This is a genomic window from Mycobacterium sp. IDUB_39 (assembly GCF_055419205.1).
This window is the reverse complement of the sequence record NZ_JBVAXF010000006.1, coordinates 225,706-251,745: the sequence shown is the minus strand read 5'-3', so window position 1 is coordinate 251,745 and position 26,040 is coordinate 225,706. Positions and strand designations below refer to the sequence as shown.

At 67.0% G+C, this 26,040-nt stretch carries 29 protein-coding genes; 5 read left to right on the top strand and 24 right to left on the bottom strand.

Annotated elements, in window-relative coordinates; all coding sequences use genetic code 11:
• Positions 1 to 11 precede the first annotated feature (11 nt).
• The 11 genes from ACZY0X_RS23120 to ACZY0X_RS23070 form a co-directional block, all read right to left on the bottom strand.
• A complete protein-coding gene (locus ACZY0X_RS23120; protein ID WP_463773744.1) occupies positions 12 to 1,247 on the bottom strand; it encodes an amidohydrolase family protein in 1,236 nt (411 codons plus the stop codon).
• On the bottom strand, positions 1,248 to 2,384 hold the full coding sequence (locus tag ACZY0X_RS23115; protein ID WP_463773741.1) for an FUSC family protein: 1,137 nt from the start codon (positions 2,382 to 2,384) through the stop codon (positions 1,248 to 1,250).
• On the bottom strand, positions 2,371 to 2,886 hold the full coding sequence (locus ACZY0X_RS23110; protein WP_463773739.1) for a (2Fe-2S)-binding protein: 516 nt from the start codon (positions 2,884 to 2,886) through the stop codon (positions 2,371 to 2,373). Before ACZY0X_RS23110 ends, ACZY0X_RS23115 begins: the two co-directional genes overlap by 14 nt.
• On the bottom strand, positions 2,876 to 3,757 hold the full coding sequence (locus tag ACZY0X_RS23105; RefSeq protein ID WP_463773738.1) for an FAD binding domain-containing protein: 882 nt from the start codon (positions 3,755 to 3,757) through the stop codon (positions 2,876 to 2,878). The genes ACZY0X_RS23110 and ACZY0X_RS23105 overlap by 11 nt, the downstream gene beginning before the upstream one ends.
• Positions 3,754 to 6,036, bottom strand: coding sequence for a xanthine dehydrogenase family protein molybdopterin-binding subunit (locus ACZY0X_RS23100; RefSeq protein WP_463773736.1), 2,283 nt, complete (start codon positions 6,034 to 6,036; stop codon positions 3,754 to 3,756). Before ACZY0X_RS23100 ends, ACZY0X_RS23105 begins: the two co-directional genes overlap by 4 nt.
• 50 nt (positions 6,037 to 6,086) lie before the next feature.
• Positions 6,087 to 6,878 carry an ABC transporter permease gene (locus tag ACZY0X_RS23095; RefSeq protein ID WP_463773735.1) on the bottom strand — a complete coding sequence of 264 codons (792 nt, stop codon included), beginning with the start codon at positions 6,876 to 6,878 and terminating at the stop codon, positions 6,087 to 6,089.
• Positions 6,875 to 7,726 (bottom strand): ABC transporter permease, encoded by an 852-nt coding sequence (locus ACZY0X_RS23090; RefSeq protein WP_463773734.1) that lies wholly within the window; start codon positions 7,724 to 7,726, stop codon positions 6,875 to 6,877. Before ACZY0X_RS23090 ends, ACZY0X_RS23095 begins: the two co-directional genes overlap by 4 nt.
• Positions 7,723 to 8,526 carry an ABC transporter ATP-binding protein gene (locus ACZY0X_RS23085; protein WP_463773732.1) on the bottom strand — a complete coding sequence of 268 codons (804 nt, stop codon included), beginning with the start codon at positions 8,524 to 8,526 and terminating at the stop codon, positions 7,723 to 7,725. The genes ACZY0X_RS23090 and ACZY0X_RS23085 overlap by 4 nt, the downstream gene beginning before the upstream one ends.
• 31 nt (positions 8,527 to 8,557) lie before the next feature.
• On the bottom strand, positions 8,558 to 9,553 hold the full coding sequence (locus ACZY0X_RS23080; protein WP_463773730.1) for an ABC transporter substrate-binding protein: 996 nt from the start codon (positions 9,551 to 9,553) through the stop codon (positions 8,558 to 8,560).
• 69 nt (positions 9,554 to 9,622) lie between these two features.
• Positions 9,623 to 9,916 carry a hypothetical protein gene (locus ACZY0X_RS23075; protein ID WP_463773729.1) on the bottom strand — a complete coding sequence of 98 codons (294 nt, stop codon included), beginning with the start codon at positions 9,914 to 9,916 and terminating at the stop codon, positions 9,623 to 9,625.
• Complete coding sequence (locus tag ACZY0X_RS23070) at positions 9,913 to 10,911, bottom strand: LLM class flavin-dependent oxidoreductase (protein WP_463773727.1); 999 nt, start codon at positions 10,909 to 10,911, stop codon at positions 9,913 to 9,915. The genes ACZY0X_RS23075 and ACZY0X_RS23070 overlap by 4 nt, the downstream gene beginning before the upstream one ends.
• 98 nt (positions 10,912 to 11,009) lie before the next feature.
• On the opposite strand from ACZY0X_RS23070, the gene ACZY0X_RS23065 reads away from it, so the two are divergent.
• The gene (locus ACZY0X_RS23065; protein WP_463773725.1) at positions 11,010 to 11,645 is read left to right on the top strand and encodes an SRPBCC family protein; all 636 of its coding nucleotides are present in this window, start codon (positions 11,010 to 11,012) and stop codon (positions 11,643 to 11,645) included.
• Here ACZY0X_RS23065 and ACZY0X_RS23060 read toward each other — a convergent pair.
• The 4 genes from ACZY0X_RS23060 to dapA all read right to left on the bottom strand — a co-directional run bounded on the left by ACZY0X_RS23060 (position 11,626) and on the right by dapA (position 15,550).
• Positions 11,626 to 12,096, bottom strand: coding sequence for a RidA family protein (locus tag ACZY0X_RS23060; protein WP_463773724.1), 471 nt, complete (start codon positions 12,094 to 12,096; stop codon positions 11,626 to 11,628). The genes ACZY0X_RS23065 and ACZY0X_RS23060 overlap by 20 nt on opposite strands.
• Positions 12,093 to 12,857: a GntR family transcriptional regulator gene (locus ACZY0X_RS23055; RefSeq protein WP_463773722.1), complete on the bottom strand. Its 765-nt coding sequence runs from the start codon at positions 12,855 to 12,857 to the stop codon at positions 12,093 to 12,095. Before ACZY0X_RS23055 ends, ACZY0X_RS23060 begins: the two co-directional genes overlap by 4 nt.
• Before the next feature lie 105 nt (positions 12,858 to 12,962).
• Complete coding sequence (locus ACZY0X_RS23050; protein ID WP_463774097.1) at positions 12,963 to 14,630, bottom strand: ribonuclease J; 1,668 nt, start codon at positions 14,628 to 14,630, stop codon at positions 12,963 to 12,965.
• Positions 14,631 to 14,647: 17 nt separating this feature from the next.
• Positions 14,648 to 15,550 (bottom strand): 4-hydroxy-tetrahydrodipicolinate synthase, encoded by a 903-nt coding sequence (dapA, locus tag ACZY0X_RS23045; protein WP_463773721.1) that lies wholly within the window; start codon positions 15,548 to 15,550, stop codon positions 14,648 to 14,650.
• Between the two features lie 74 nt (positions 15,551 to 15,624).
• Between dapA and ACZY0X_RS23040 the strand changes: the two genes are divergently transcribed.
• Positions 15,625 to 16,224, top strand: a complete 600-nt coding sequence (locus ACZY0X_RS23040; RefSeq protein WP_463773720.1) for a nucleoside deaminase — start codon at positions 15,625 to 15,627, stop codon at positions 16,222 to 16,224.
• A 61-nt stretch (positions 16,225 to 16,285) separates the two neighbouring features.
• The gene (locus ACZY0X_RS23035; RefSeq protein ID WP_463773719.1) at positions 16,286 to 16,822 is read left to right on the top strand and encodes a hypothetical protein; all 537 of its coding nucleotides are present in this window, start codon (positions 16,286 to 16,288) and stop codon (positions 16,820 to 16,822) included.
• Between the two features lie 9 nt (positions 16,823 to 16,831).
• Here the strand turns inward: ACZY0X_RS23035 and ACZY0X_RS23030 are convergent, their stop codons facing one another.
• The 4 genes from ACZY0X_RS23030 to ACZY0X_RS23015 are packed head-to-tail and all read right to left on the bottom strand — an operon-like array spanning position 16,832 to position 20,434.
• The gene (locus tag ACZY0X_RS23030; protein WP_463773717.1) at positions 16,832 to 17,932 is read right to left on the bottom strand and encodes a GGDEF domain-containing protein; all 1,101 of its coding nucleotides are present in this window, start codon (positions 17,930 to 17,932) and stop codon (positions 16,832 to 16,834) included.
• Positions 17,929 to 19,158 (bottom strand): winged helix-turn-helix domain-containing protein, encoded by a 1,230-nt coding sequence (locus ACZY0X_RS23025; RefSeq protein WP_463773716.1) that lies wholly within the window; start codon positions 19,156 to 19,158, stop codon positions 17,929 to 17,931. Before ACZY0X_RS23025 ends, ACZY0X_RS23030 begins: the two co-directional genes overlap by 4 nt.
• Entirely contained in the window at positions 19,155 to 19,637 is a 483-nt protein-coding gene (locus tag ACZY0X_RS23020; protein ID WP_463773715.1) for a dihydrofolate reductase, read from the bottom strand. The genes ACZY0X_RS23025 and ACZY0X_RS23020 overlap by 4 nt, the downstream gene beginning before the upstream one ends.
• Positions 19,634 to 20,434 (bottom strand): thymidylate synthase, encoded by an 801-nt coding sequence (locus tag ACZY0X_RS23015; protein ID WP_463773713.1) that lies wholly within the window; start codon positions 20,432 to 20,434, stop codon positions 19,634 to 19,636. The genes ACZY0X_RS23020 and ACZY0X_RS23015 overlap by 4 nt, the downstream gene beginning before the upstream one ends.
• A gap of 186 nt (positions 20,435 to 20,620) precedes the next feature.
• On the opposite strand from ACZY0X_RS23015, the gene ACZY0X_RS23010 reads away from it, so the two are divergent.
• Both ACZY0X_RS23010 and ACZY0X_RS23005 read left to right on the top strand, forming a co-directional pair.
• Positions 20,621 to 21,358: a dienelactone hydrolase family protein gene (locus ACZY0X_RS23010; protein ID WP_463773712.1), complete on the top strand. Its 738-nt coding sequence runs from the start codon at positions 20,621 to 20,623 to the stop codon at positions 21,356 to 21,358.
• A gap of 83 nt (positions 21,359 to 21,441) precedes the next feature.
• Entirely contained in the window at positions 21,442 to 22,356 is a 915-nt protein-coding gene (locus tag ACZY0X_RS23005) for an HpcH/HpaI aldolase/citrate lyase family protein (protein WP_463773711.1), read from the top strand.
• Here the strand turns inward: ACZY0X_RS23005 and ACZY0X_RS23000 are convergent.
• From ACZY0X_RS23000 to ACZY0X_RS22980, 5 genes are all read right to left on the bottom strand, one after another.
• Positions 22,350 to 22,805: a hypothetical protein gene (locus ACZY0X_RS23000; protein WP_463773709.1), complete on the bottom strand. Its 456-nt coding sequence runs from the start codon at positions 22,803 to 22,805 to the stop codon at positions 22,350 to 22,352. The two genes, ACZY0X_RS23005 and ACZY0X_RS23000, sit on opposite strands and share 7 nt — an antisense overlap.
• A 107-nt stretch (positions 22,806 to 22,912) precedes the next feature.
• Entirely contained in the window at positions 22,913 to 23,953 is a 1,041-nt protein-coding gene (locus ACZY0X_RS22995; protein WP_463773708.1) for a cation diffusion facilitator family transporter, read from the bottom strand.
• Positions 23,950 to 24,354, bottom strand: a complete 405-nt coding sequence (locus ACZY0X_RS22990) for an ArsR/SmtB family transcription factor (RefSeq protein WP_463773706.1) — start codon at positions 24,352 to 24,354, stop codon at positions 23,950 to 23,952. Before ACZY0X_RS22990 ends, ACZY0X_RS22995 begins: the two co-directional genes overlap by 4 nt.
• Before the next feature lie 107 nt (positions 24,355 to 24,461).
• On the bottom strand, positions 24,462 to 24,884 hold the full coding sequence (locus tag ACZY0X_RS22985; protein WP_463773704.1) for a nuclear transport factor 2 family protein: 423 nt from the start codon (positions 24,882 to 24,884) through the stop codon (positions 24,462 to 24,464).
• A gap of 385 nt (positions 24,885 to 25,269) precedes the next feature.
• Positions 25,270 to 26,004, bottom strand: a complete 735-nt coding sequence (locus ACZY0X_RS22980; RefSeq protein ID WP_463773701.1) for an SDR family NAD(P)-dependent oxidoreductase — start codon at positions 26,002 to 26,004, stop codon at positions 25,270 to 25,272.
• Between the last annotated feature and the right edge of the window lie 36 nt (positions 26,005 to 26,040).

Genomic DNA, 26,040 nt, shown 5'->3' with positions numbered 1-26,040 from the left:
ATGTTGACAGCTCAGCAGCAGCCGGACGAGTGGGCCCCCACCGGGACAGGGCACGCCGCCTGTTGGCGCACTTCGGCGCCGCGCCATGTGACCGACCGGCTCGGTGGTGGCGTCTGCTCACTGCGGGTTGCGACCAGCGGGACACCGTCGACCAGGACGGACGCGATACCGGGCAGGTCGCCGAGCGCGAACGACTCGAGTGCGTTGGTCGCGGTCGAGCCGGTGATGGGGCCGAGCACCAGGAGATCGGCGGGCATCCCCTCGGCGATGACCCCGGTGTTCAAGCCGTGCGCCCGTGCCGTCTGCCCGGTGGCCGCGGCAACGGCCGACACGGGGTCGACGCCGCACACCGACGCCAGATAGCAGATATTGCGCAGCATTCCGCGGGGAATCACCCCTGTGCCGCCGGGGGTGTCGGTGCCCAGCGTGAGCCGGCCGAGCCCGTCGCGCCGGGTGAGTTCGTCGACGACCAGTGTGGTCGCCCGATAGTTGTTGGAGCTGCACACCTCCACATGCGTGTCGGGCAGACCCGCGATGATCGCCACAATGTCGGCGTCCGGCGGCGGGATGGGGCCGCCCGAGATGTGCCCGACGATATCGGGGCTGACAGCCAGCACCACGTCGGCGCCCGCCACACGGCTCGACCCGGACCGGGACACTCCGCCGGAGTGCATCTTGACCGTCATACCGCGGTCGTGAGCCCACTGCATGTATCGCTGGGCCTCACCGTCCCCCAACCGATTCCAGTCGTAGAAGATGAACTTGAGCTGGTCGATGCCCTCGCGGTGCGCACGGTCGAAGTGCTCCTCGGTCATACCGGGTACGAGGAGCACAGTGCCCGCGTTGACCTTCACCCCGGAGGGGCGCATCCGCCCCGTGGTGTGCTTGGAGGTGATCGCGATGCTGAGCACGAGTTCGGGTGTCAGTGCGTCGAACGCCAAGCCAGGGATGTGGAGTTCACCCGCGGACACCATGGACGTGGTGCCGCCGTGCAGGTAGTTGTGAATCCATCCGACGGCGTCCTGCGCCGGTGTCCATTCGCCAAAGGTCGGATGGACGTGGCCGTCGATCAGGCCGGGCATCACGGTCAGCCCGCCCGCGGACAGCACCTGGTCAGGCGCATCGACATCGGTACCGATGCCGGTGATGACCCCGTCCTGCACGACCAGTGTGGTGTCACGGAGCGGCGCGATGGCCCGGTCGCCGTGCACAAGGAGGCCGATGTCCTCCACGAGCAGCGTCGTCATCTACACACTCCTTGTTTGGATTTTGTATACACTATCCGAATTCTCGTCATCGGGGAAGTCGTCGGGTCTTCTGCGAGATCCGATGCGGCCCAACAAGGGAAGACGGCCCAGCATCGGAAACCCGAAGACCACCGCCAGCACGATCACCGCGCCCACGAGGTTCATCGCGAGCCGCACACCGCCCTCGTACCACGGGAACAGCTGCGGGTACTCGCTGATCACCAGCAGCACAGGCGGGCCGGTCACCGCCCACCACGTGTAGTTCACCGGTCGCAGCGCCATGGCCAGGGTGAACAACACCACCGTGACCACCGCGACGACGGGAACGGCGGGATGCGTGCCCAGTAGCACCGCCGCGATCAACGCCCCCACCGCGTTGCCGGAGAGCCGTTGTGCCAGACGAATTCCGGTGTCGACCGCCGCGGGTTGCACCGTCAGCAACACGCTGGTGATCAGCCAGTGCCCGCCGACCAGATCGGCGGGCAGCATCGCCGCGATCACCACCGCGGCACCGACGGCGACACCCACCCGGGCGGCGTGGGAGCACCGCGCCTGCCACGACGTGCGGGAGGCTGCGGCTGGCTCGGCACGGGGATCGCGCCTGGTCGCGCGAATCGCCTCAGCGCATGCGAACCATGCCGCCCACGCGATGCCGACGACCACGACCCCAATTGCATACGGCCACAGCACCGCCGCCGCCGACGCGTCACCAGGGCCGGCGCGATGCACGTCGACGCCGACCAGAACCACCGCGAGACCCGCTGTCGGCCCGACGCGCTCGAGCAGGCCGCCGCACACCGCGGCGGCGACAGTCGCCATGCCGAGGGTGAGCGGATCACCGGCGGTGAGCACCGCCACGGTCGCACCGGCCAGCACGGTGAGGCCACGAATCCCGATGACCGCCAGGGCTGGACGCAGTGTCGTCGGCAGTGACGGCACCGCGGTCAACACGAATCCCAGTGCCACCGCCGAACCGAGTTCGGCACATCCCAGCGCTGCGGACACGCCGAGAATCGCACCCAGCCCCAGTGCGAGCCAGGCCGCCATCCCCCATCGGCTCCTGCCCACCGGCCGCAGCAGATCGGCGGCGCGCCGCCGTGGCGACGTCACCGGCGTGACACCGTCAGGTCTCTTCACTGTCCGCACTGTCCAGCGGCGCCGCCGCGTCCAGCACGGCGGCAACGATCGCCTGATAACCGGTGCACCGACAGATGTTGCCGGACAACGCCTCACGCACGGAGTCGGCGGTCAGCGGCTTCTCGGCGTCGGGGTCGCGTAGTAGCTCAGTGGCGGTCACCAGGAAGCCCGGCGTGCAGAAGCCGCACTGGAGTCCCCCGCGTTCGGAGAAGTTTCGCCGCAGACGCGCGGCCTCCTCGAATTGGTCGAGACCCTCGACTGTGTCGACGCGCAGGCCGTCGACCTGAACGGCCAGCGTCAGGCAGGCACGCCCCGACCGGCCCTCGACGAGCACCGAGCACGCACCGCACACACCGTGCTCGCAGCCCAGGTGGGTACCGGTCAGACCGAGTTCGTCGCGCAGGAAGTCGGCGAGCGTGAGACGCGGCGGAACGGATCGCCTGATGAGCCTTCCGTTCACCGTCACCGAGACGGTCACCGGCGATGGGGTGTCAGCGGACAACTTCGGCCTCCCCTCGTTGTGCGGCCACCCGTCGCGTGGCATCGGTCAGCGCCTCAGCCAGCGCGGCCGCACACAACCGGCGGGCGTAGTCGGCATCGTCAGCGGCCGGTTCCGTGCGCGCCGCCCAGTCCGCGGCGAGGTCCTCCCAGAGCTGGTCGGATGGCTCGCGGCCCACCGCCTCAGCACCGACGAACAGCAGCGGGCGGTCGGCCACGCTGAGGACGGCGGCGCGAACCTCCGCCACCGTGCCGTCGGGCCCCAGGGTCAACAGACAACCCGCTCCGGCGAGTCCGTAATCGCCATGCTGGTGGGCGTATTCGACGAAACCCCAGCCCTGATCCGGCCGGATCGCAGGCACCGAGATCCAGGTGATCATCTCGTCGGGCTCCAGGGCGCTGGTGTAGAACGACACGAACATCTCGTCGGCGGCCACCTGGCGCTTACCCCTGGTCGCCGACTCGACGTGGAAGGTGGCGTCGAGAACCAATGTGGCCAATGGCATCTCGGCGGCGGGGTCGGCATGTGCGACTGAGCCGCCGATGGTGCCCCGGTTACGGATGCCGACGTGCCCTATGTAGCGGGCCGCGTCGGCGAGCAACGGAGCGCGTGCGGCGATCAGCGGGTCGACCTCGACGGTGCGGTGGGTGACCATTGCGCCGAGCACCAGATCCTCGGTGTCATCGAAGATCCTGCTCAGTTCGGTCAGCCGGCCGATATCGATGACCGCGGTGGGCCGGGCGAGCCGCAGGTTCATCAGTGTCAGCAGTGACTGGCCACCCGCGAGTAGCTTCGCGTCAGGGTTCTCGGCCAACAACCGCAGGGCTTCGCCGACGGAATCCGGTCGGTGATAGGTGAACTCGGCGGGCTTCACGAGGCCACTCCGGCCAACGCCCGGCAGAGATTCCCCGTCTCGATCGGTGTCGTGGTGACGTGATAGCCGCCGCCCAGTGCGTCGTCGACGGCACAGGCGATGGCGGAGTACACCGCGATGGTGCCACTCTCCCCCGCGCCCCGGACACCGATCGGGTTGGCCGGGGTGTCGACCTCGAGATGGTGGACGATCACGCTGGGGACATCGGTGGTCAGCGGAAGGTGATAGGCGGCGAAGCTGGTCGACGTCGGCTCCCCCGCCGGTGAGTAGCGCCACGCCTCGAACAACGCGCCGCCAATCCCCTGTGCCACCCCGCCGACGATCTGTCCCTCGACGATGCGGGGGTTGATCTCGCGCCCGCCCTCGTGAGACACCGCGTAGCGCAACACCTTCACGATGCCGGTCCGCCGATGCACACCGAGGATCACCGCGTGCACGCCCATGGTCCAGGTCACCGTCTCCACGCGGTAGACCGTCGTGACGTCGAGGGCGGCGCCGCCCTCACCCGCGCCGCCGACTCGGCCGGCCGCTGCGAGCTCGTCCCAGCCGATCGCCTCGGCGTGCGCGGTGAACCGCCCGTCCGCGTAGTCGGTTTCGGCGACCTCCAGCAGCTCGGCGGCCCGATGCGAGGCGAGTTCGATCAGCTCGCCGCATGCCTGGTGCACAGCGGAGCCGGCGAGGATGGCCGAGCGGCTCGCGAACGTCCCGACGCCCTCGGGCAGCCGCTCGGTATCGGAGACGACATAGCGCACCTGCGCGATCGACACCCCCAGTGCCTCGGCGGCCACCTGCGCGAACACCGTCTCGTGGCCCTGGCCCGCCGACGCCGCGCCCGCGGTCACCTCGAAGTGGCCATTGGGCAGCAGGCGCACCCGGGCGGTCTCGTGTGGCCCGCGGCCGGTGGCCTCGAGGTAGGAGGACAGCCCGTACCCGATGCGGTGATCGGGATGCTCGGCGGCGCAGGCGTTCACCTCCGAGTCGGGAAGCGCATGGGTGACCGACTCGAGGCATGCCAGGTAGTCACCGCCGTCATAGGCGATGGGGACACCGTCGCGGTACGGGATCGGTCGGGCATACGGCATGTCGGCGGCGGTCAGCAGGTTGCGCCGGCGGATCTCGTCGACGGAGATTCCCAGCGCCGCCGCGGCCGCGTCCAGGCTGCGCTCCAGGGCGAAGGTGGCCTCGGGGCGTCCGGCGCCACGGTACTGCGCGACGAGTGTCTTGTTGGTCAGGACGGCGCGACCCCTGACGTGGACGGCGGGAATCCGATAGGGCCCCATGAGGTGGATCGCGGTGTTCGCGATGATGCCCGCGACCCAGAGGCTTCCTGCGCCGATGTCGACGAGGAAGTCGTCCGACCAGGCCACGATTCGTCCGTCGGCGTCGACCGCTAGCCGCGCCCGGTGTAGCTGATCCCTGGCCTGCGCGCTGGCGACCAGATGTTCCTGCCGGTCCTCAACCCAGATCACCCGCCCGCCGGTGTGCCGGGCCAGAGCGGCGAGCACGATCTCCTCGCCGTAGACGTTGGCCTTGGTGCCGAAGCCGCCGCCGACGTCGGGCACGGACACCTTGACGTCCTCGCGCGGCCAGCCGGTCACACCGCACACGGCGTTGCGCACCATGTGCGGTACCTGGGTCGATGTCATGACCTCGATCCGTTGCCTCGCGATGTCGAAATGGGCCAGCACTCCGCGACACTCGAGCGGGACGGCGCCGTGGCGCTCCATCCGATAGGTGCCCTCGACGACGCGGTGGGCCGTCGCGAACGCGGCGTCGGGGTCTCCGAACGAGTACTCCAGTCTGGCCGCCTCGTTACCCGTCAGGTGATCGAACAGGACGGGACTCGTCGACTCCAGCGCCGCCTCGGCATCGACGACCGGTGGCAGCACTTCGTAGGACACCTCGACGTTCTCGGCGGCGTCCTCAGCCAGGTAGCGGTCGTCCGCGACGACGACCGCGATCGGCTGCCCGACGTAGTGCACGAGATCGGAGGCGAGAATGGGTAGGCGCTGGTCGGCGAGAACCAGTGACGTGGCCGCGGTGAAGTCGGGGTCGGGCGTGGTCAGGGACGGGATCGGCGCCCCGGCCAGCCCGAGGTCCTCGGCGACGTACACACCGTGCACACCGGGCATGCGTTCGGCTGCCGCGGTGTCGACCCCGGTGATCCTCGCGTGCGCCTGGCTGGACCGCACGAAGACGACGTGGTGAGCGCCCGCGGCGTGATCGGCGAGGAATCGTCCGTTCCCGCCGAGCATGCGGTCGTCCTCCCGACGCCGCACCGAACTCCCGATCCATCCTCGGCCGGAGTCAGGCTCACATTCCTGCCGGGTCAATGGAGTCGTTTCTCCCACTGCCACAGAGCGATCGAGATACCGAACGAGATCGTGATCAGCAGCATGATGGTGGCGACCATCGATGGGTAGTCACCGTGGCTGTACGCCTGCAGCACGACGCGTCCCAGACCCCTTCGGGTGGCGAAGAACTCGGACAGCACAACACCGACCACGGCCAGGCTGACGGCGAGCCTGATTCCGGTCAGCAGTGGCCTGCGGATGGCCGGGAAGATGATGTGCACCAGCGTCTGCCACGCGTTGGCGCGCACCGAACGGGCCAGCTTCCAGTAGACCTTGGGGATCTCCTGAACACCTGTCGAGACGTTGATGAGCACCGGGAAGAGCGCGAACAGCACGCCCATCACGACCTTGGAGCCGGACAGGCTGAAGATCGGCAGAAGCACCGGGTACAGCACGATCTTCGGGATGCCGTTGAGCATGATGATGAGCGGCTCGAAGATCATTCGCAGGTGGCGGGACAGCCCAAGCAGCAAGCCGGTTCCCCCGCCGATGGCGGTCCCGATGACGAACGCCATTCCGACCGACTGCGCGGTGACCTGCAGATCGAACAGATAGGCCGGATCGGACAGATTCTGGAACAGCACCGTGAGGGTCTGTAGCGGCGACGGGATGACGAACGTCAGGCCGGACATCACCTGCCAGCCGATGACGATGAGCACGGCGACCAGGGTTGCGCCGAACAACTGGTTGCTCAGCAGCGCGCGTGCGGAGAACTGCCGCGGTGATCGCTCTGGGCTCTCGGTGGTCTGCGGCACTGTGGCGGTCATGTGTTCCTCCCTCGCAACAGCAGCCGCTCGACGCTTGCGAGAACGACGGTGAGCAGACACGACAACAGGAGCACGACCACGATGTAGGCGAACATCTCGGTGTTGTCGAAGATCTCGTACAGATACCGGATCCGGTAGCCCAGGCCAGCCTGGGCTGTCGTGAACTCCATCGCGATGGTGCCGATGAGCGCGTAGACGACGGCCAGTCGCAGGCCGGCGACGATGAAGGGACCGGCGGCGGGGATCGCGATCGCGAACAGCGTCTGCCGCGGCGATGCCCGCAGCGAGCGAGCGAGTTTCAGGTAGACCGGCGGCATCTGGTTGAGACCGACCGCGGTGTTGAGTGCCATCGGAATGGCCGCCATGATCGTGGCCAGGATGATCACCGACATGGCGTTGATACCGACCAGGACGATCATCACCGGATAGAACAGCACCAGCGGCACGGCATAGAACGACACCAGATACGGTTCGAAGACCCTGCCGATCAGCGGAACCTTCCAGAACAGAAGGCCTGCGGCGAATCCCAGCAGACAGCCGAGCACGATCGACGCCGCTACCTCGACACCCGTGCGCTGCGCGTCGAGCCAGAACTGGGGTTCAGTCAGAAGGCCGCCCAGTGCGCCGAAGATCACCGACGGCGCGGGCATCACATGATCGCTCCACCACCCTGCGCGCGAACCGATCTCGGCGAACACGATGAACAACCCGACCAGCACCACCGTGGCGATGACGCTGTAGGCCGTGCTGCCGATCCGAGGCTTCCGCGCCGACGATTCCGGTGCCGCGCCGTTGGGTGGCGTGGCCTCCATGGGTGGTACGTCGGTTTCCGAGAGGGAGGTGGTCACGTGGCCGCAACCTCCTGCTGCTTGAAGCCGCGCATCGACTCGGCCTGCAACGAACCCCAGATTCGGTTGTGCAGTTCGTTGAAGCGCGGCGTCGACACGACGCTCGCGTCGCGCTCATCGGGCAGATCGATGTCGACGACGTCGATGATGGTGCCCGGCCGGTAGGACATCACCCAAACCTGCTGGGACAGCAGGATTGCCTCGGAGATGTCGTGCGTGACGAACATGATGGTCTGCTGGGTGCTGGCCCAGATCTGTCGCACCTCGGCGCCGAGGAACAGCCGTGTCTGCTGATCGAGCGCGGCGAACGGCTCGTCCATCAAGACAACCTCGGGCTGCACCGCAAGGGTCCGAGCCAAGGCGACGCGCTGGCGCATGCCACCGGAGAGCATCGAGGGGTAGGACTTCTCGAAGCCGCCGAGTCCGACGAGTTGGATTGTCTCCAAGGCACGTTGGCGCCGAGTCGCCTTGGGGACACCCCCGATCATCTCCATGGCGAAGCTGACGTTCTCCTCGACGGTGCGCCACGGCAGCGTCGAGTCCTCCTGGAACACCACCCCGATCTTGGGGTCGGGGCCGGTGACCGGCCTGCCCGCCACACTCACTGTGCCGGTGGTGGCCTTCTGCAGACCCGACACCACCGCGAGCAGCGTCGACTTACCGCATCCGCTCGGTCCGACGATGGACACGAAACTCGAATGCGGGACGGTCTGATCGATGCCGGTGACCGCGGTGACCTTGCGTGCTGGTGTGTCGAAAACGACTGACACGCCTGTCATCTCGATGCCCTGTGCGTTCACAGCGATACCTCTCCGATCGGTGGTTGTGGGATCAAAATGACGTCTGGGCGTCCTCGGGCAGGTACTGCTGATCGAGCACCGTGGCCCAGTCGACGGGTGCCTCGATCTGTCCGGCGCCGACCATCAGCTCCGAGAGGTTCTTCAGCCCGTCGGCGTCGACCTTCAGTGAGTAGCCCTTGGCGAGGTCCGGGGTGCTCTTGAAGGCCGCCTTCATCACGTCGGGCGAAACACCCACCAGGGGTGCGATTTCGGTGGCGGCCTCGTCGGGGTTCGCCACCACCCACTCGTTCAGCCGGTCGGCGACCTTGAAGAACTTCTTCAGGTTCTCGGGGTTCGCATCGGCGTAGGAGGTGTTGACGGCTACCAGGTCGGCAGGAAGGTCACCGAGAACCTCGCGTGAGTCGACCAGGACCTCGGCGTTCTCGGACGCCTGCTTCTCGGCGATGAACGGCTGCATAGCCCAGCCCGCGGTGATCTGGTTCGCCTTGGCGGCCGTCCAGTTATCCCCCATCTGACCGACGGCCTGGGACTTGATCCCATCGCCGAGTTCACGTTCGAGGCCCTTGACCAACAGCTCGGTTGAGGATCCCGCCGAGCTGAAGCCCAGCGTCGCCCCGTCGATGCTGCGCCCGGGGGGACTGATCCAGGAGAAATCGTTCATCTGGAACCACGGCGCGATGACCTTCAGGTTCGAATTGTCCTGCTGTGCAGCCAGAAGCACCGAACTGTTCCCCGCGATAGCCATATCGGCGTCACCGCTGGTGACCACGCGCAGCGTGTTGCCGCCGCCTCCACCGGAGAACAGGTCGACCTTCAGGCCCTCCTCCTCGAACCACTTCTTGTCGATTCCGACCTGCAGGATCGCCATGAAAGGCAGGCTGTCCACACCCGTCGCCGAGATGCTCAGCGTATGGGTGTCGGTGCCACCTCCGGCAGGGCCCGCGGATTCGTCGGCGCATGCCGTACCGCCAATGAGCAGGGCCGATGCAGCGATGACCGCACCGAAGAGCTTGGGGAACCGTGACATCAGGGAGGCCTCCGAAGGGTCGTTGAATATTGGATACACTATACGAACCACTGTGATCTACGTCAACATTTAGCGGTGCCGTGACCGCGACAACACACCGGCAATCTCCAGCCCGGCCGCCACGCCGAACATCGCCGCCGCCGCGACGAGGCGCGACCCAGCTCGCGACGGTACCGCCCTGACAGATGCCGCGTCCGAGTGCGCTCGCGGTACCGACGGCTCGATGACCGCCTCCCCACTGACTGATGCCGCCGACACACCGTCAGCCGGCGTCAAAGCGCGCTTCAACGGTGGCGGAGCTCCAGGCGTGGCACTACCCGGGGCGGGATACCCGCCCTGGTCAGCCGCGCCCGGAGCCGTCACGCCCGAGAACCATCGATAATCTCGGCGAACGCCCGGATCGTTCCCTCACGACTCTGCCCGGGCCGCACGAAGGGGACGATCGACACCTGATCGACGCCCAGCGCCTCGATCTCCTTCAGACGCTGCGCGCACTCATCCCGGGTGCCCGCCAGTGCGAAAAGATCGACGAGTTCGTCCGGGACCAGGTCGGCGTGCGCGGCCTCGGTGTTCATGTGCTCGTAGTAGTTGTACTCATCGCGGATGCGGTCAATGACCTTCTCCAGCGCGGGATCCACACGTGCGGGCAGCGGCCGGATGGCAACTCGCGAGACGTGCGCCCGGACAAGATCGCGCGCCTCGGTGCTGTCATCTCCGATGGCCGTGGGTGTCCACAGCACGATGTGCAGGTCGTCCAGCGTGCGACCGCTCTGCGCCGCGCCCTTCTCGATGGTCTGCAGCGCCGCCTCGATGAACCGGGGTGCGGTACCGACCAACACGATCACGCCGTCGGCGATCCGCCCGGACATCTCCAGGATCTTGGGCGCGGAGGCCGCAATGTAGATCGGGATGTCCATCGGGGCGGTCAGGTAGTTCAGGTGATACTCGGCGCCACTGGTGGCCTCCGCGACCTTCTCGCCGCGGAAGAGCGCGCGCAGGTCGTTGATCGACTGCTCCAGTTCGGCGAGCTTGAGGGGTTTGAGCCCCATCGTCCGCAGTGAGGAGTCCCCGGTGCCGATGCCGAGGGCCACCCGACCGCCGGTGAACTCGGCCAGCGTCGCCCACGTCGAGGCCAGCAGCGACGGATGCCGGGTGACGGCATTCGTCACGCCCGTGCCGAAGACGATCCGCTCGGTGCCGACCGCGGCGGCGCCCATCACCGTCGAGGACTCGCGCCAGATGTTCTGCGAGTCGCCGAACCACACATTGTCGTATCCCAGGTCCTCACACAGCCGGACGTAGGAACACATCGCCCCCGTCGGCTCGGTGGGAAACAATCCGACACCCTTGCTCAGCATGCGAGGAACCTCCGTAGGCTAACGTTGTATATCGTATCCAATCGTAGGTGGATGGGTTCCGGTTCCACAACCGCTAGCCACAAAACGGGAGGCAGACAATGCGACTCGTCAACGAGTTCTCGGTCGATGCACCGCTGGACGTCGCCTGGTCGGTCCTGACCGACATCCCCAAGGTCGTCGAGTGCATCCCCGGTGCCGAACTCGACAGCGTCGACGGCGACGACTACCACGCTCACGTCGCCATCAAGGTCGGGCCCGTGGGAATGACGTTGGCGGGCATGGCGACTCTGCTCAGTCGCGACGACGAGACCAGGCAGATGGTCGTCCGAGGCAATGCGCGCGACCGAAAGGGCAACGGGTCGACTGAGGCCACGGTGCGCATGGTCGCGCGTGACGACGCCGGCCGCTCGGTGGTCACCGTGACCACCGATCTCGAACTCAGTGGCCGCATCGCACAGTTCGGGACGGGTGTCATCACCCAGGTGAGCAACCGAATCATCGGGCAGTTCGTCGCGCGTCTCAACGCCCTGATCGCCGGTGACGACACAGCCGTGCCCGCCGGCCGCACCGGAAAACCCGTGGCCCCGGCGTCGGTCACGTCGCCGAGTGACTATCCCCGATCCGACTGGGCCCGATCCGACCGGATGACGTTGGCGCTCACCGCAATTGCCGGCGTTGCGCTCGGCTTGGCGATCGGGCGGTCCGTGGATCGTCTCAGCTGCCCGCCTCGGTGAGGCTGACCACCAGGTCCAGTTCCACACACGCCCCACCTGGCAGCGAGGCCACCCCGATGGCCGTTCGGGCGTGCGCGCCGACGTCCTCGCCGAACACGTCGAGCAACAGACGTGACGCTCCGTCGATCACAGCTGGGTGGGTGTCGAAGTCCGGCACCGCACGGACGTACCCGCGCAACGCGACGACGGCGCCCACCGAGTCGATGCCGATCGCGGCGTCGATGGCACCGAGCAGATTGAGTGCGGCCAGTCGCGCCTGCTCACGAGCCACGTCGACGGTCACATCGGCGCCGACGACGCCGCGCAGTGCAGGCGTCCCGTCGCGTCGCGCCGTGGCACCTGAGACCCACAGCTGATCGCCGCTCCGGCGGCTCGGGTAGTACGCGCCCTTGGGCGGCGCGGGAGCGGGGATCACCAGGCCCAGCTCTTGGAGCCGGGCGGTGGCCGTCACTGCTGCGCTTCCGCGGCCTCCGCGGCTTCCGCGCCGAGGATGCGATGGATGGGTTCGATGGCATGCGAACGGTGTTCGTGGTTGAGGGCCACCAGACGCTCGACGTCGCGGTCGGCCATCGCGTCGATCATCAGGACGTGCTCGCCCGCGACCTTCGACATGTCGAGCAGCGGCGCGTAGAGCGGCCGGTACGCGTCGGCCGTGTTCCACAGTTGCGTGACGATGCGCTTGGTGCGCGCCATTCCGCTCCCCTGGAAGGTCAGGAAGTGGAACTGCCGGTTGGCGACACCGACGGCGATCAGGTCACCCGCAGCGGTCGACGCCTCCATCCCGGCATTGCATGTGCGCATCTCGTCGACGATCCCGTCAGTGACACCCGGCATCGCATCGCGAATCAGGGCCTCCTCCAGGATCGCCCGAAGCTTGAACACCTCGACCAGATCGTCGAGGCTCAATTTGGCCACCCGGTAGCCGCTGTGCGGCACGTAGGTGATGTATTCCTCGGCCTCCAACGTCTTGAGTGCCTCGCGCACGGGGATGCGCGACATGCCGAACTGCTCGGCGAGGCTCTCCTGGACGATCCAGCTGCCGGGCGCGAGCTTGCCCGTGGTGATGTCATGGCGAAGCGCCTCGGCGACGGCCTGTTGCGCGGTCTTTGGCCGGACGAAGTCCGATCGCTGACCTCGGACGGCGTCACCGGAGTGAGTGCCCTTGGCTGCGCTCTTGGCGTTCGAGCGCTTGGTGTCGGTGCGCGGTGGCATCGGCCCTCGCTTTCAGCTGATATTGGATACTCTATGCGATCAGCATGGCGATGGGTCAACCCCACGCACGGCGTTTCGTGGCCGTGGCGAGCTCAGGCGTGGCGGTCAGTCGACCTCGAGGATCGTCGGCACGATCATCGGCTGCCGGCGATAGGTCTCCCCCACCCACTTGCCGACGGCGCGGCGAACGGCCTGAGCGATGCGGGTCGGGTCGGTGACCTTCTCGGCTGCGAGGGCCTCGAGGGCCTCCTCCACCTTGCGCACTGCGGGCTCGAGCGCCTTGGGGTCCTCGGAGAATCCGCGCGAGTGCAGGTGCGGTGGGCCAGCGGGCTTGCCGGTACCCCGCCGCAGGGCGAGGGTGATGGCGATGAATCCCGATGACAGCGTGAGCCGTTCACCCAGCGTGGACTCGCCGACATCCCCGGTGACCAGACCGTCGACGAACATCTTGCCCACCGGCACCGCGCCCGCGATAGAGACGGCACCGTTGACCAGATCGACGCTGACGCCGTTTTCGGCCAGCATGACGTTCTTCTCCGGCACCCCGCTGAGTACGGCCAGCTTGGCGTTGGCCCGCAGGTGGCGCCAGGTGCCGTGCACCGGCATGACGCTGCTCGGCCGCACGCCGTTGTAGAGGAACATCAGTTCACCCGCATACGCGTGGCCCGTGACGTGCACGCGCGCTTGAGCATTGGTGACCACACGCGCGCCGATCTTGGCCAGCGAGTCGATGACCCCGTACACGGCCTCCTCATTGCCGGGGATCAGCGACGACGACAGGATGATCAGGTCGCCCGCGGTCAACGTGATGCTGCGGTGCTCGCCGCGCGACATGCGTGACAGGGCCGCCATCGGCTCACCCTGGGTACCGGTGGTGATCAGCACGACCCGATCGGCCGGCATCTCCTCCGCGGCACCGATGTCGATCACGTCGTCATCGGACACCGTGAGGAACCCGAGTTCTCGCGCGATGCCCATGTTGCGCACCATCGAGCGCCCCACGAAGGAGACCTTCCGCCCCAATGCCACGCCGGCGTCGATGATCTGCTGCACCCGGTCGACGTTCGACGCGAAGCACGCCACGATCACCCGGCCGTCGGCGCCGCGGATCAGCCGGTGAAGGGTGGGCCCGATCTCACTTTCGGACGGGCTCACGCCCGGATGCTCGGCATTGGTCGAGTCGCAGAGGAACAGGTCGACGCCGTCGTCGCCGAGGCGGGACATGCCAGGCAGATCGGTGGGCCTGCCGTCGAGGGGCATCTGGTCGAGCTTGATGTCACCGGTGGCCAGGACCGTCCCGGCACCTGTGCGTAGGGCGACCGCCAGACAGCCGGGGATCGAGTGGTTCACCGCGAAGTACTGGCACTCGAAGACGCCGTGCGTGCTGCGCTGCCCCTCGGCGACCTCGACCATCACCGGTTTGATCCGATGCTCACGACACTTCTCGGCGATGAGCGCCAGGGTGAATTTGGATCCGACGATCGGAATGTCGCGCCGCAGCTTGAGCAGATGTGGGATGGCCCCGATGTGGTCCTCGTGGGCATGCGTGATGACGACGGCCTCGATCTCGTCGAGCCGGTCCTCCACGTGCCGGATATCGGGCAGGATCAGGTCGACGCCGGGCTCATCGTGATTGGGGAACAACACCCCGCAGTCGATGATGAGCAGCCTGCCGAGATGTTCGAAAACGGTCATGTTGCGGCCGATTTCGCCGATTCCACCGAGCGCGGTGATGCGGAGGCCACCCGGCGCCAGTGGCTTCGGCGGAATCAGCGGTGCGCCGGGGCTGCTCACGTGAGTACCGTGGCCGCGCGCATGTCGGCGGCCAACTCCTCGAGTTGCTGCGCGGTGGCCGGGACCTGCGGCAGGCGGGGGTCCCCCACCTCGACGCCCAGCAATCGCAGCCCCGCCTTGCTCAACGTGACGCCACCGAGTCTGTTCTGGGCGTTGTTGAGCGGGCCCAGGGTGACGTGGATTTTGCGCGCGGTGGCGATGTCGCCGGAGTTGAAGGCGGAGTACATGTCCCGCAACTGGCTCGCCGCGAAGTGACCCCAGACGCTGATGAAGCCCGAAGCGCCCATCGCCAGCCAGGGAAGGTTCAGCGAGTCATCGCCCGAGTAGTACGCGATGCCGGTCTCCGCCATGATCATCGCGCTGCCGTGCAGATCGCCCTTGGCGTCCTTGATGGCGGCGATGTTCGGGTGCGCCGCCAGCGATCGAATGGTGTCCCACTCGATCGGAATCGCCGAGCGCGGCGGGATGTCGTAGAGCACGTTGGGCAGGGCGGTCGCATCGGCAACCGCGGTGAAGTGCGCCAACAGACCCGCCTGCGGCGGCCGTGAGTAATAGGGCGTCACGACGAGCAGGCCGTGCGCGCCCTCGGCTTCGCACCGCTTGGCCAGGTGCACGCTGTGCGCGGTGTCGTAGGAGCCGGCTCCGGCAATGATGCGGGCGCGGTCGCCGACGGCCTCCAACACCGCGCCGAGCAGGGCGATCTTCTCGTCGTCTGAGGTGGTGGGCGACTCACCTGTGGTGCCGGAGACCACCAGGCCGTCACACCCGGTGTCAACCAGGTGTGTGGCGAGCTTTTTGGCCACGGCCAGATCAAGGGAGCCGTCCGGGCCGAACGGCGTCACCATGGCAGTCAGCACGGTGCCCAGACGTGCGCTGACGTCGAATCCACTGGCGGTCACGGGTGTCAAGGTTACCCGTTACGGCTCGCCATTTTGCGAGCGCGGTACGCGCACGGGCGGCGGTAGGGTTGCGCATGACTTCTTCGATGGCGACTCCGGCCATCGCCTCGCGCCTGCTCGACGTGATCGATCAGGACATCCTGCCGCTGACCGAGCGCGGAGTCTCCGAGGGAAACAAGGTGTTCGGCGCGGCGATCCTGCGCAAGTCCGATCTGTCGCTGGTACTCGCGGGCACCAATGACGAGACCGTGAACCCGCTGCTGCACGGAGAGGTCAACACGCTCAACCAGTTCTACCTACTGCCGGACCGGCCGCCGACCACGGAACTGCTGTTCGTCACCACCCACGAGCCGTGCACGTTGTGCATGTCCGCCATCACCTGGGCCGGGTTCGACAACTTCTACTACTTCTACAGCCACGAGGACTCTCGGGACGCCTTCGCCATCCCGCACGATCTGGTCATCCTCAAGGAACTGTTCGGGCTCGACCCGGGCGGCTATCGCAGAGTCAACGCGTTCTGGACGGCGTACTCGATCACCGCGCTCGCCGACGCCGAACCCGAGCCGCTACGCAGCCAGTTGCGCGCGCACGCGCAGCGCATCCGGGAGCGCTACCAGGCGCTGTCGGATCGGTACCAGGAGTCCAAGGGCGAACACGACATTCCGCTGAGCTGAGCGCGCCGCCCGTTCAGCCTTGAGGTCCACCCACCGACAGATCCATGCCGAGGAGGAAGACGTGCGTGGTCGGACGATCGTTCTGACAATTCCGGTTACCGCGCTCCTCACCCAGCCCCTGTGGGCGCCTCAATGGGGTGCGGGCGTCCTCGGCGAGTTCGCCGGTTTGGGGATCGTCTGGGGGTCTGCGGCCATCGCCGTCTTCTTCGGTCTGGTCGCGTTGTTCGTCATGAGCCTGCAGCGGATGCTTGGGGCGATCCCCGCGTCAGCCCGCGCGCGCAGCCCGAGGTCGATTTGGCTGATGTGTGCGATCCCGTTCAACTTCGTCGAGGACTTCGAGATCGTGACCGACATCGCAGCCTCCCTGCGTGCCGACGGCCGCACCCCGAGGCTGACGGTGACGTGGTGGTGGCGGTTGGGAATCGCCTGGGCCGCGGCGCAGATCGTGTCGCTGCTGCCCGGCGCCGTCGGGCTCATCGGCGGGGCGCTCGCGATCGTGGCATGGATCGCGCACTGGACTCTCACGGCGGTGCTGACGCGGCGGCTTCGCCAAGGTGCGACCGGCGGATCGATCAGTGCAGCGAACGCGGCCGCGTGAGTGATCGCCTCACTCCGCGGAAACCTGATCGAGATGCGCGTACTGGATACGATCGCCGCCTGCCCGCTTGGACCGGTACATCGCCGCGTCCGCCACATGGATGAGCCGGTCGACGAACTCCGGATGCTTCATCGCGGTGCCGGGTTCGACGATCACGCTGCACGTGCCGAGGCTCGCGGTGATCTGAAATGGCGTGGCGGCGATCCCCGCGCGGATGCGTTCGACGGTCTTGGCGTGCTCGGGCGCGGGCTCACTGTCGGCGATGACGAACTCCTCGCCGCCGAGTCGGCCCATGACCGCATCGCCGCTGCAGTTCTCCCGTAGGACGGCGCCAACGTCGGCCAGCGCCTCATCACCGACGGCATGCCCCCGGGTGTCGTTGAGCTTCTTGAACTCGTCGAGGTCGATCATCGTGATGTTGAGCCGGACATGGTCCAAGCCCTGCTGGGCCACCGCGATCTCGTGGACCGCGTTGTACACCGAGCGCCGGTTGAGCAGACCTGTGAGCGGGTCGCGATCGGAGTTTCGCAGGTCGATACGCAAAGTGTGCACCAGCAAGTGGATTCCGAACGGCACTCCGAAATTGAGCGCGACCACGGTGAGGACCGACGCGATGGTCAGCGCGGTGTCGCCGGTGGCGACGATCAGCCGGCTCGCGGTGATCGCGGCGCAGATCGACGCCAAGACGAAGTTTCCGATGACGTGGGCCATCACGTGGAAGTAGGCGAGGAACCCGCCGATCACCGCGAATATCGTGCATCCCATCAGACCGGCGTAGGGGCTGGACACCACCAGACAGGTCGCCGCCGTACTCGCCGAACAAACGACGTTGTAGACCAGGGATTGTCGACGAGTCGGCCACCGGATCAACCACAGCAGTGCGGCGCCGAACACACACACCGCGGCGACGATCGCGACGCCCCTTGCGGTGGAGTTGTCCGGCCCCAGGGGGCTGCCGAGCATCAACAGCGGCACCGCGCCGAGCATCGCCGTGAATGCGAATGTGGCCAGCCGCCACTGCAACTGCAGCCCGCGGTCGTGCAGGTAGATGCTGAACCAGTCGAACTGATCCGTCTGCCGCCACCACCCCATCGCCGCAGTGAGCCTCACGAGACTGGCACCATACCGAGCCGCAGCGCCGCGCGCAGCGCGGCCGCCAGGTCGCCGCGCTCGCCCACCGTGACGTCGTCGCAGCCCAGCCACGACGCCATCGAGCGCAGTTCAGCGGCCAATGCCCCCGCCACGTGAGCGCTGTCCTGACCCGGTTCGGTGAAGGCCCCCACGACGTGCAGCGCGCCGCGGATGCGCTCGGTCTTGAGGTCGACGCGCCCGACCAGCCGACCGTCGAGCAGGAACGGCCACACGTAGTAGCCGAACCGTCGCTTCGCGGCGGGTGTGTAGATCTCGATGCGGTAGTGGAAGTCGAACAGCCGCTCGACCCGCGGTCGGAAGAAGATCAGTGGGTCGAACGGGCACAGCAGCGCGGTGCCACGGTCCCGCCGCGCGACGGACTGACCGGCGCGCAGGTAGGCCTGAGCACCCCACCCGTCAACCTCGACGGGCTCAAGTTCGCCCGCCGCCACCAGAGCCGCGATCGCGGGTTTGACCTGCTTGGCCGCCAGGCGGAAGTAGTCGCGGATATCGGCTTCGGTGGCCACCCCCAGTGCGGTCGCCGCCCTCAGCGCGAGCTCGCGGACCGCCTCGCGGTCGTCGACCTCGCGGTTCACCACCTCGGCGGGCAGGACACGTTCGGTGAGGTCGTAGTGGCGGGCGAAACCCACCCGCGTCGCCGTGGTCAGCACGCCCGATGACCACAGCGCCTCAGCCACCCACTTGGTGTCGCTGCGATCCCACCAAGGACCCTTCCTTCCGCGCGGCTCGGTCTCGAGGTGTGCCTCGATCTGACCCGCGGTCGCGGGGCCGAGTTCGGCGACGGCGGTGACGATGTTCTCGGCCAGTCTCGCGTTCTTCTTGACGATCTCGGTGCCCCACCGGCCGTGCTCGTACTCCCGCATGCGCCACCGCAGCAGCGGCCAGTCGTCCACCGACATCAGCGCCGCCTCGTGGGCCCAGTACTCGACGAGCAGCCTCGGTGAGCGCGCGCTGTGGCTCCACGCCGCCCGGTCGAGAACGTCGCGGTCATAGGGTCCGAGCCTGCTGAACACCGGCGCGTAGTGGGCGCGCACCGCCACCGACACCGAGTCGAGCTGGAGCACCTGGATGCGCGAGACGAGCCTGCGCAGATGGGCTCGCGTGATCGCCCCAGCGGGCTTGGCATCGCCGAAACCCTGGGCAGCGATAGCGGTGCGGCGCGCCGCGTCGGCCGACAGCCTCACCGGCGCGAGTAGCTGCAGAACCGGTATCGAATCCCCGACGCGCTGGTCAGCCAGTCGCCCTGGGTGCCGACCCATTGCTCGTCGAGGACCGGAGCCATGGCGTCACCGTCCTCGCGTGGGAGGTCCGCGTCCACCTCGGTGACATCGCATCGCGTCGCCAGGGGCAGGGCCAGCGCATAGATCTGTGCGCCACCTATCACCCACGTCTGCTCATCGGTCAGTGCGTCGTCAAGGTCGGCTACCACCGTCGCTCCATCGGCCACGTAGTCAGCTTGCCGAGTCACTACGACATTTCTGCGCCCCGGCAGGGGCCGCACCCTCGCCGGCAGTGACTCCCACGTCAGCCGACCCATGACGACGGTGTGGGCATGAGTGAGTTCCTTGAAGCGCGCCTGATCCTCGGGCAGCCGCCAGGGGATGCCGTTGTCGCGACCGATGATGCCGGAGGTGGACTGCGCCCAGATCAGTCCAAGGCTCACACCGCCACCGGAGCCTTGATTCCCGGATGCGGGTCGTAGTTGACGATCGCCACGTCCTCGTAGACGTAGTCGAAGATCGAATCACGCGGTGCGAGAACAAGTTCCGGGTATGGACGCGGATCCCGACTGAGCTGGAGCGTGACCTGTTCCACGTGGTTGTCATAGATGTGGCAGTCGCCGCCGGTCCAGACGAACTCGCCGACCTCCAGGCCCGCCTGCGCAGCCATCATGTGGGTCAGCAGCGCATAGCTGGCGATGTTGAAGGGCACGCCGAGGAAGAGGTCGGCGCTGCGCTGATACAGCTGGCAGGAGAGCTTGCCGTCGGCGACGTAGAACTGGAACAACGCATGGCACGGTGGCAGCGCCATCTGCGAGATCTCGCCGACGTTCCACGCCGAGACGATGTTGCGCCGCGAATCGGGATCGCGCCGCAGCAGCTCCAGCGATGCGCTGATCTGATCGATGTGCTCCCCCGAAGGCGTCGGCCAGGATCGCCACTGCACGCCGTAGACGGGGCCGAGATCTCCTGTCGCACTGGCCCATTCGTCCCAGATAGTGACGCCGTGCTCATGCAGCCAGGCGATGTTGGAGTCACCGCGCAGGAACCACAGCAGTTCATAGACCACCGACTTGGTGTGCACCTTCTTGGTGGTGAGCAACGGGAAGCCGGCGGCGAGGTCGTAGCGGATCTGGTGACCGAACAGACTGCGGGTGCCGGTGCCGGTGCGATCCGCCTTCGGCGTCCCGGTCTCGAGTACCAGCCGTAACAGGTCCTCGTAGGGCGTGAGGATGGGCACCGGATCAGCTTACGTCGAAGCACTGACGCAGCGCGCCCGACACCTAACCCCTCGCCGAACGTGAAGAAATGTGCGAGATCCCGACTGGATCTCGCTCATTTCTTCACGTTCGGCGAGGGGCTTGGGCCGGAGTGTCGTCCGACACCGTCCACCACCGCCTCAGGGCATGGGAGTAGAACGGATGCCATGCCGACGATGACCGACACCATCACGACAACCGATGGATCCTGCCCCGTCACGGTGGCCACCCCCGAGGGCGACGGCCCGTGGCCGGGCGTGGTGATGTACCCCGACGCCGGTGGGGCACGCCAGACATTCACCGAGATGGCGCAGCGACTCGCCGACCTTGGCTACGTGGTGCTGGTGCCCGACGTCTACTACCGCGACCCGGGCTGGGCGCCGTTCGAGATGACGACGGTGTTCGGCGACGCCGATGAGCGCAAACGCCTGTTCGGAATGATCTCCAAGGTCACACCCGAGATCATGGCCGCGGACGCGGCGGCGTTCTTCGACTACCTGCAGGGCCGACCCGATGTCAGCGGCAGCGCGTTCGGCACAACCGGTTACTGCATGGGCGGGCGCACGTCTCTCGTGGTGGCGGGCCGGGTGCCCGAGCGGGTGGCCGCCGCAATGTCGTTCCACGGCGGCGGCCTGGCCTCCGACGACGCCGGCAGCCCGCACCTGCTCGCCGACGTCATCCGTGCGACGGTCTACGTCGGCGGCGCCAAGGATGACGCGTCGTTCACCCCCGAGCAGGCCGAGACGTTGGACAAGGCGTTGACCGCGGCGGACGTCGAGCACACCATCGAGATCTACGACGCGGGACACGGCTTCGCCGTACCGGACAACGGCCCTTACGACGAGGCCGCCGCCGAGCGGCACTGGCAGGCGATGGAGAGCGTGTTCGGCGCGAACCTGCGCTAGCCGCGGCGCGGTGGACCACCCTGCGAGACGGCATCGGACCCACCGCTTTGCCTCGCCGGAGTGCGGTACGCAACCATTGACGGGTGTACGACCAGAACTTCACCCAGCCCGAGCCCGGCGAACCCGGTTCTCGCATCGACCCGGTGTTGGCCCGCAGCTGGCTGCTGGTCAACGGCACACAGTACGACCGGTTCGCTCCGGCCGCGCACTCCCGTGCCGACATCGTCGTGCTCGACATTGAGGATGCCGTCGCCCCCAAGGACAAGACTGCCGCCCGCGACAACGTCACGCGCTGGTTGAGCGACGGCAACTCCGACTGGGTCCGCGTCAACGGTTTCGGCACGCCCTGGTGGGCCGACGACCTGGCGATGCTAGCCGGCACCTCGGTCGGGGGCGTCATGCTGGCGATGGTCGAGTCCGTCGACCACGTCACCGAGACCGCCAAGCGGCTGCCGGGCGTGCTGATCGTCGCGCTCGTCGAGACGGCTCGCGGCCTCGAGCGCATCACCGAGATCGCGGCGGCGAAGGGCACCTTCCGGCTGGCGTTCGGCATCGGCGACTTCCGCCGCGACACCGGGTTCGGCGACAACCCCGCGACCCTGGCTTACGCACGGTCACGGTTCACCATCGCCGCCAAGGCCGCGCATCTGCCCAGCGCCATCGACGGGCCGACGGTCGGGTCCAGCGCGCTCAAGCTCAGCGAGGCCACCGCGGTGTCCGCCGAGTTCGGCATGACAGGCAAGATCTGCCTTACACCCGACCAGTGCTCCACCGTCAACGAGGGCCTCTCCCCCTCACAGGATGAGATCACCTGGGCCAAGGAGTTCTTCGCCGAGTTCCAGCGCGACGGCGGCGAGATCCGCAACGGGTCGGACCTGCCGCGGATCGCCCGCGCCAACAAGATCCTGGATCTGGCCACCGCATACGGCATTCACGAGTCCGAGTTCGGCGACGACCCCGATCACGTGCCCGCCCCCTCGGACACCTACCACTACTGATCGTCGCGCTGGCTTTTGAGCGACCGTAGCGCCCGCGCAATTCCCCGACTGGCGTACAGCCCGGCCAGGACCGACGCGATGATCATCACGATGAACATCAGCAGCCAGTTGGAGCGGCTGTGCGGAACGTTCCACCACACGATCGTGAACAGGATGCCGCATATGAACACCACGATGTCGCGCCAGTTGCCCTGATAGGACATCGCGACCTCGCGAATCGACCGGCTCTTGTCGACACTCGCGATGATGTCGTCGACGCGCAGGTCGATCACGCGCTGGAGTTCCGCACGTCGTTCCACCTGTTCCGGCGGCAGACTCTCCAGCAGATCCATGTCCTTCTTGATCATGCCGCGCACGTCCGGTGGACGTAGGTTCCCCGCGGCGATGCCGAGCAGGGCTCCACCGGCGATTGGGGCGCCGGCCATGGCGAGTTCTGCGATACCGGGCATGGGTCTCCTCCGTCAGTACACCAGCGGAACTCGACCGTATCGAAGAAGCGCGGCCATTTCGCCCTGTCGGCGGCGGCGCGCCCTGCGGTCCTGTCGATCAGTGTCTGTCAGTTAACAGGTGAGCCGTGGTGCGCCGGGTACGCGTGGATCAGGGCAGTGGCCAGCTTGGGGACCGCGTGGGTCAGCTCGTGCTCGGCATCGTGAGCGATGCGATGCGCCTCTGCCAGGTTGACCTCGGGGTCCACGTCCAGCTCGACATCGGCGTGCAGCCGGTGGCCGATCCAGCGCATCCGCACACTGCGGACTGACCGGACACCGGGGCGGGCGGCCAGCGTTTCCTCGGCGATCTCGATCAGTCGCGGGTCCACACCATCGAGCAAGCGGCGGAACACATCACGCACCGCGGTACGCAGCACCGCGAGGATCGCCACGGTGATCAGCAAGCCGATGATGGGGTCGGCCAGAGGGAACCCCAGGGCAACACCTCCGGCGCTCAGAAGCACGGCCAGGGACGTGAACCCATCGGTACGCGCGTGCAGGCCGTCGGCGACCAGGGCGGCCGAGCCGATGCGACGCCCGACGCGAATCCGGTAGAGCGCGACCCATTCGTTGCCGATGAAGCCGACGAGCCCTGCCACGGCCACCCACCCGAGGTGCTCTATCGGCTGCGGATGGATCAGCCGCATCACGGCTTCATAGCCCGCGACGATCGCGGACAGAGCGATCATCGCAACGACGAAGAGTCCGGCGAGGTCTTCGGCGCGGCCGAACCCGTAGGTGTATCGACGGGTCGCGGCCCTCGTGCCCAAGGCAAATGCGATCCACAGCGGCACTGCTGTGAGTGCGTCGGAGAAGTTGTGAATGGTGTCGGCGGCCAGCGCCACCGACCCCGAGATCACGACGACGATGATCTGAGCGACGGCGGTGGCGCCGAGCACCACCAGGCTGATCTTGACGGCGCGGATGCCGGCTGCCGACGACTCCAAGGCGCTGTCCACGCTGTCGGCACTGTCGTGGGAGTGCGGCGCGAAGATCTCCTTGACCACTCCGCTCAGACCACCGCGGTGAGCGTGTGAGTGGCCATCAGCATGGCCACCGTCGTGGTCGTGTCCATGGCCTGCGGCGGCCACCCGGGCCTCGTGGGTCATGACTGGCGCCCCTCGCCGTTCATCGTGTCGGGGTGCAGCGCCGCGAGTTCGGCGGCGTTGCGGTGATGACCCGGCACACCCGGGCCGGCGTGCTCGGCATTGAAGACCGCATCGGTGACCAGTTGCCCGATGTGCTCGTTATCGAGGCTGTAGTAGATGGTCGTGCCCTCGCGGCGGGTGCGGACCAATCGGGCCATTCGCAGCTTCGCGAGATGTTGCGACACCGACGGCGCGGGTTTGCCGATATGCGCGGCCAGGTCATTTACCGACAGCTCCCGACTCGTCAATGCCCACAGCACCTGGACGCGGGTCGCATCGGCCAGCATCCGAAACACCTCGACAACCAGATCGACTTGATCATCGGGCAGCCGCCGGGTACAAGCACCCGTATCTGCATTCATACGCAGATAATAGCGCTGCTCGGCTCAGCCCATCAATGTCGCCGCGACCGTGGCACTCAGATTCCAGTACGCCTCAAGGTCTGCCTTCGAGGGCACGGCGTTCGTCGTTACTCCTCGTTCGTGCGCAGTTCCCAGGGCTGCGTGCCGAGTGCATCCGCAAGGTGGCCCTGCATATCGACGCCGGCAGGCAGCGGGCGCCACCATATGGTCACCTCGGCGATCTTGCCGTCCTCGTCGAGCAGGAATTTGTCCATCCCGTTGACCACGGTGTCTTCGATCTGCAGCCGGAAGTACGCGGCGTGGTGCGTCTCGCCGCTGAGGACCTCTTTGTAAGTGAGGTCGGCCGCCGCGCCGACCTCTCGCATCGCTTCCAGGACTGCCTCGCGGCCGGTGACTGGCTCGTCGCTGAGCGGGCCGTACATCACCACGTCCTCGGCGAGGATGCTGGAAAGAGCGTCTTTGTCTGCGCCGCCGTGCATGCAGTCGACGAAGAATCTCACGGTGTCGCGGTGCGGGGCGAAGGTGGTCATGGCTACTCCCTGTTGTGTTCTCGCTTGTGGCGTGTGAGACCTGATCGGCAGGGCTGCCCGTTCGCGTCGGTGTGCCCAGACCGTGAAGGGTGAGACGAACGCGCCAACTAGGAATCAATTTCGTCGATTCCCGCTAGCGCCATAGTCAGTGGTTGCATGGGCCTTGAGCTGAGTGACCGCGGGTCGCGGCAACCTCACTGCGGAGCCGGACTCGCGAGGTCGCCAGGCCCGGGGCGGTGGTCGAAACGGCGCGGCTAATCGATGACCCGAATACCGGACGACCACAACGGATTACCGGAAATCGGAAGGCCGGTACCCCTCTGCACTGGTGGCCACGGCCGGGGGCGCGACGACGTCGTTGTCGGCAGACAGCCGTTGTCGCTCACTAGATCACTGTGGTGCCGCCGTCGACCACCAGCTCCATGCCATTGACATAGCTCGAGTCGTCGGAGGCGAGGAACAACGCGGTCGAAGCGATCTCCTCGGGGCGGCCCATCTCTCGCCGCGGGATCACCGATTCGAACTGCGCCTTCATCTGCTCGTCCATCACCTCCGCCAACATCGGCGAGGCGACCTGGCCGGGGGTCAGCACGTTCACCCGGATCTTCCTATCCCTCAACTCCGACACCCACACCCGTGCATAGGCGGCCAGCACGGCCTTACTTCCCGCGTACACACTCCAATTCGGGTAGCCCCGCAGCGACGCGTTCGACCCGGTCATGAAGATCGAGCCGCCATCGTTGAACAACGGCAGCGCCTTCTGGACCGTGAACAGCGTGCCGCGCGCGTTCAGCCCGAAGGCGGCATCGAAGTCCTCCTCGGTAATCTCGCCGAGCTTGGCCTGCGCGCCAGTCCCGGCACTTGCCCACAACACGTCGATGGCACCCTTTTCCTGCTGGACCGTGTTGAACAACCGGTCCAGATCGTCGAGGTTGGCCGAGTCGCCCTGCACGCCGGTCACGTTCCGACCGATCAGTTCGACGGCCTGGTCCAGCTCGTCCTTTCGTCGGCCCGAGATGAAGACGTGGGCCCCCTCGTCAACGAACAACTTGGCACCGGCCAGCGCCATACCGCTTGTCGCGCCGGTGATTACCGCAACCTTGCCATCGAGTTTTCCCATGATGACTCCATTCATTCGGTAGTGCCGATCTTATGT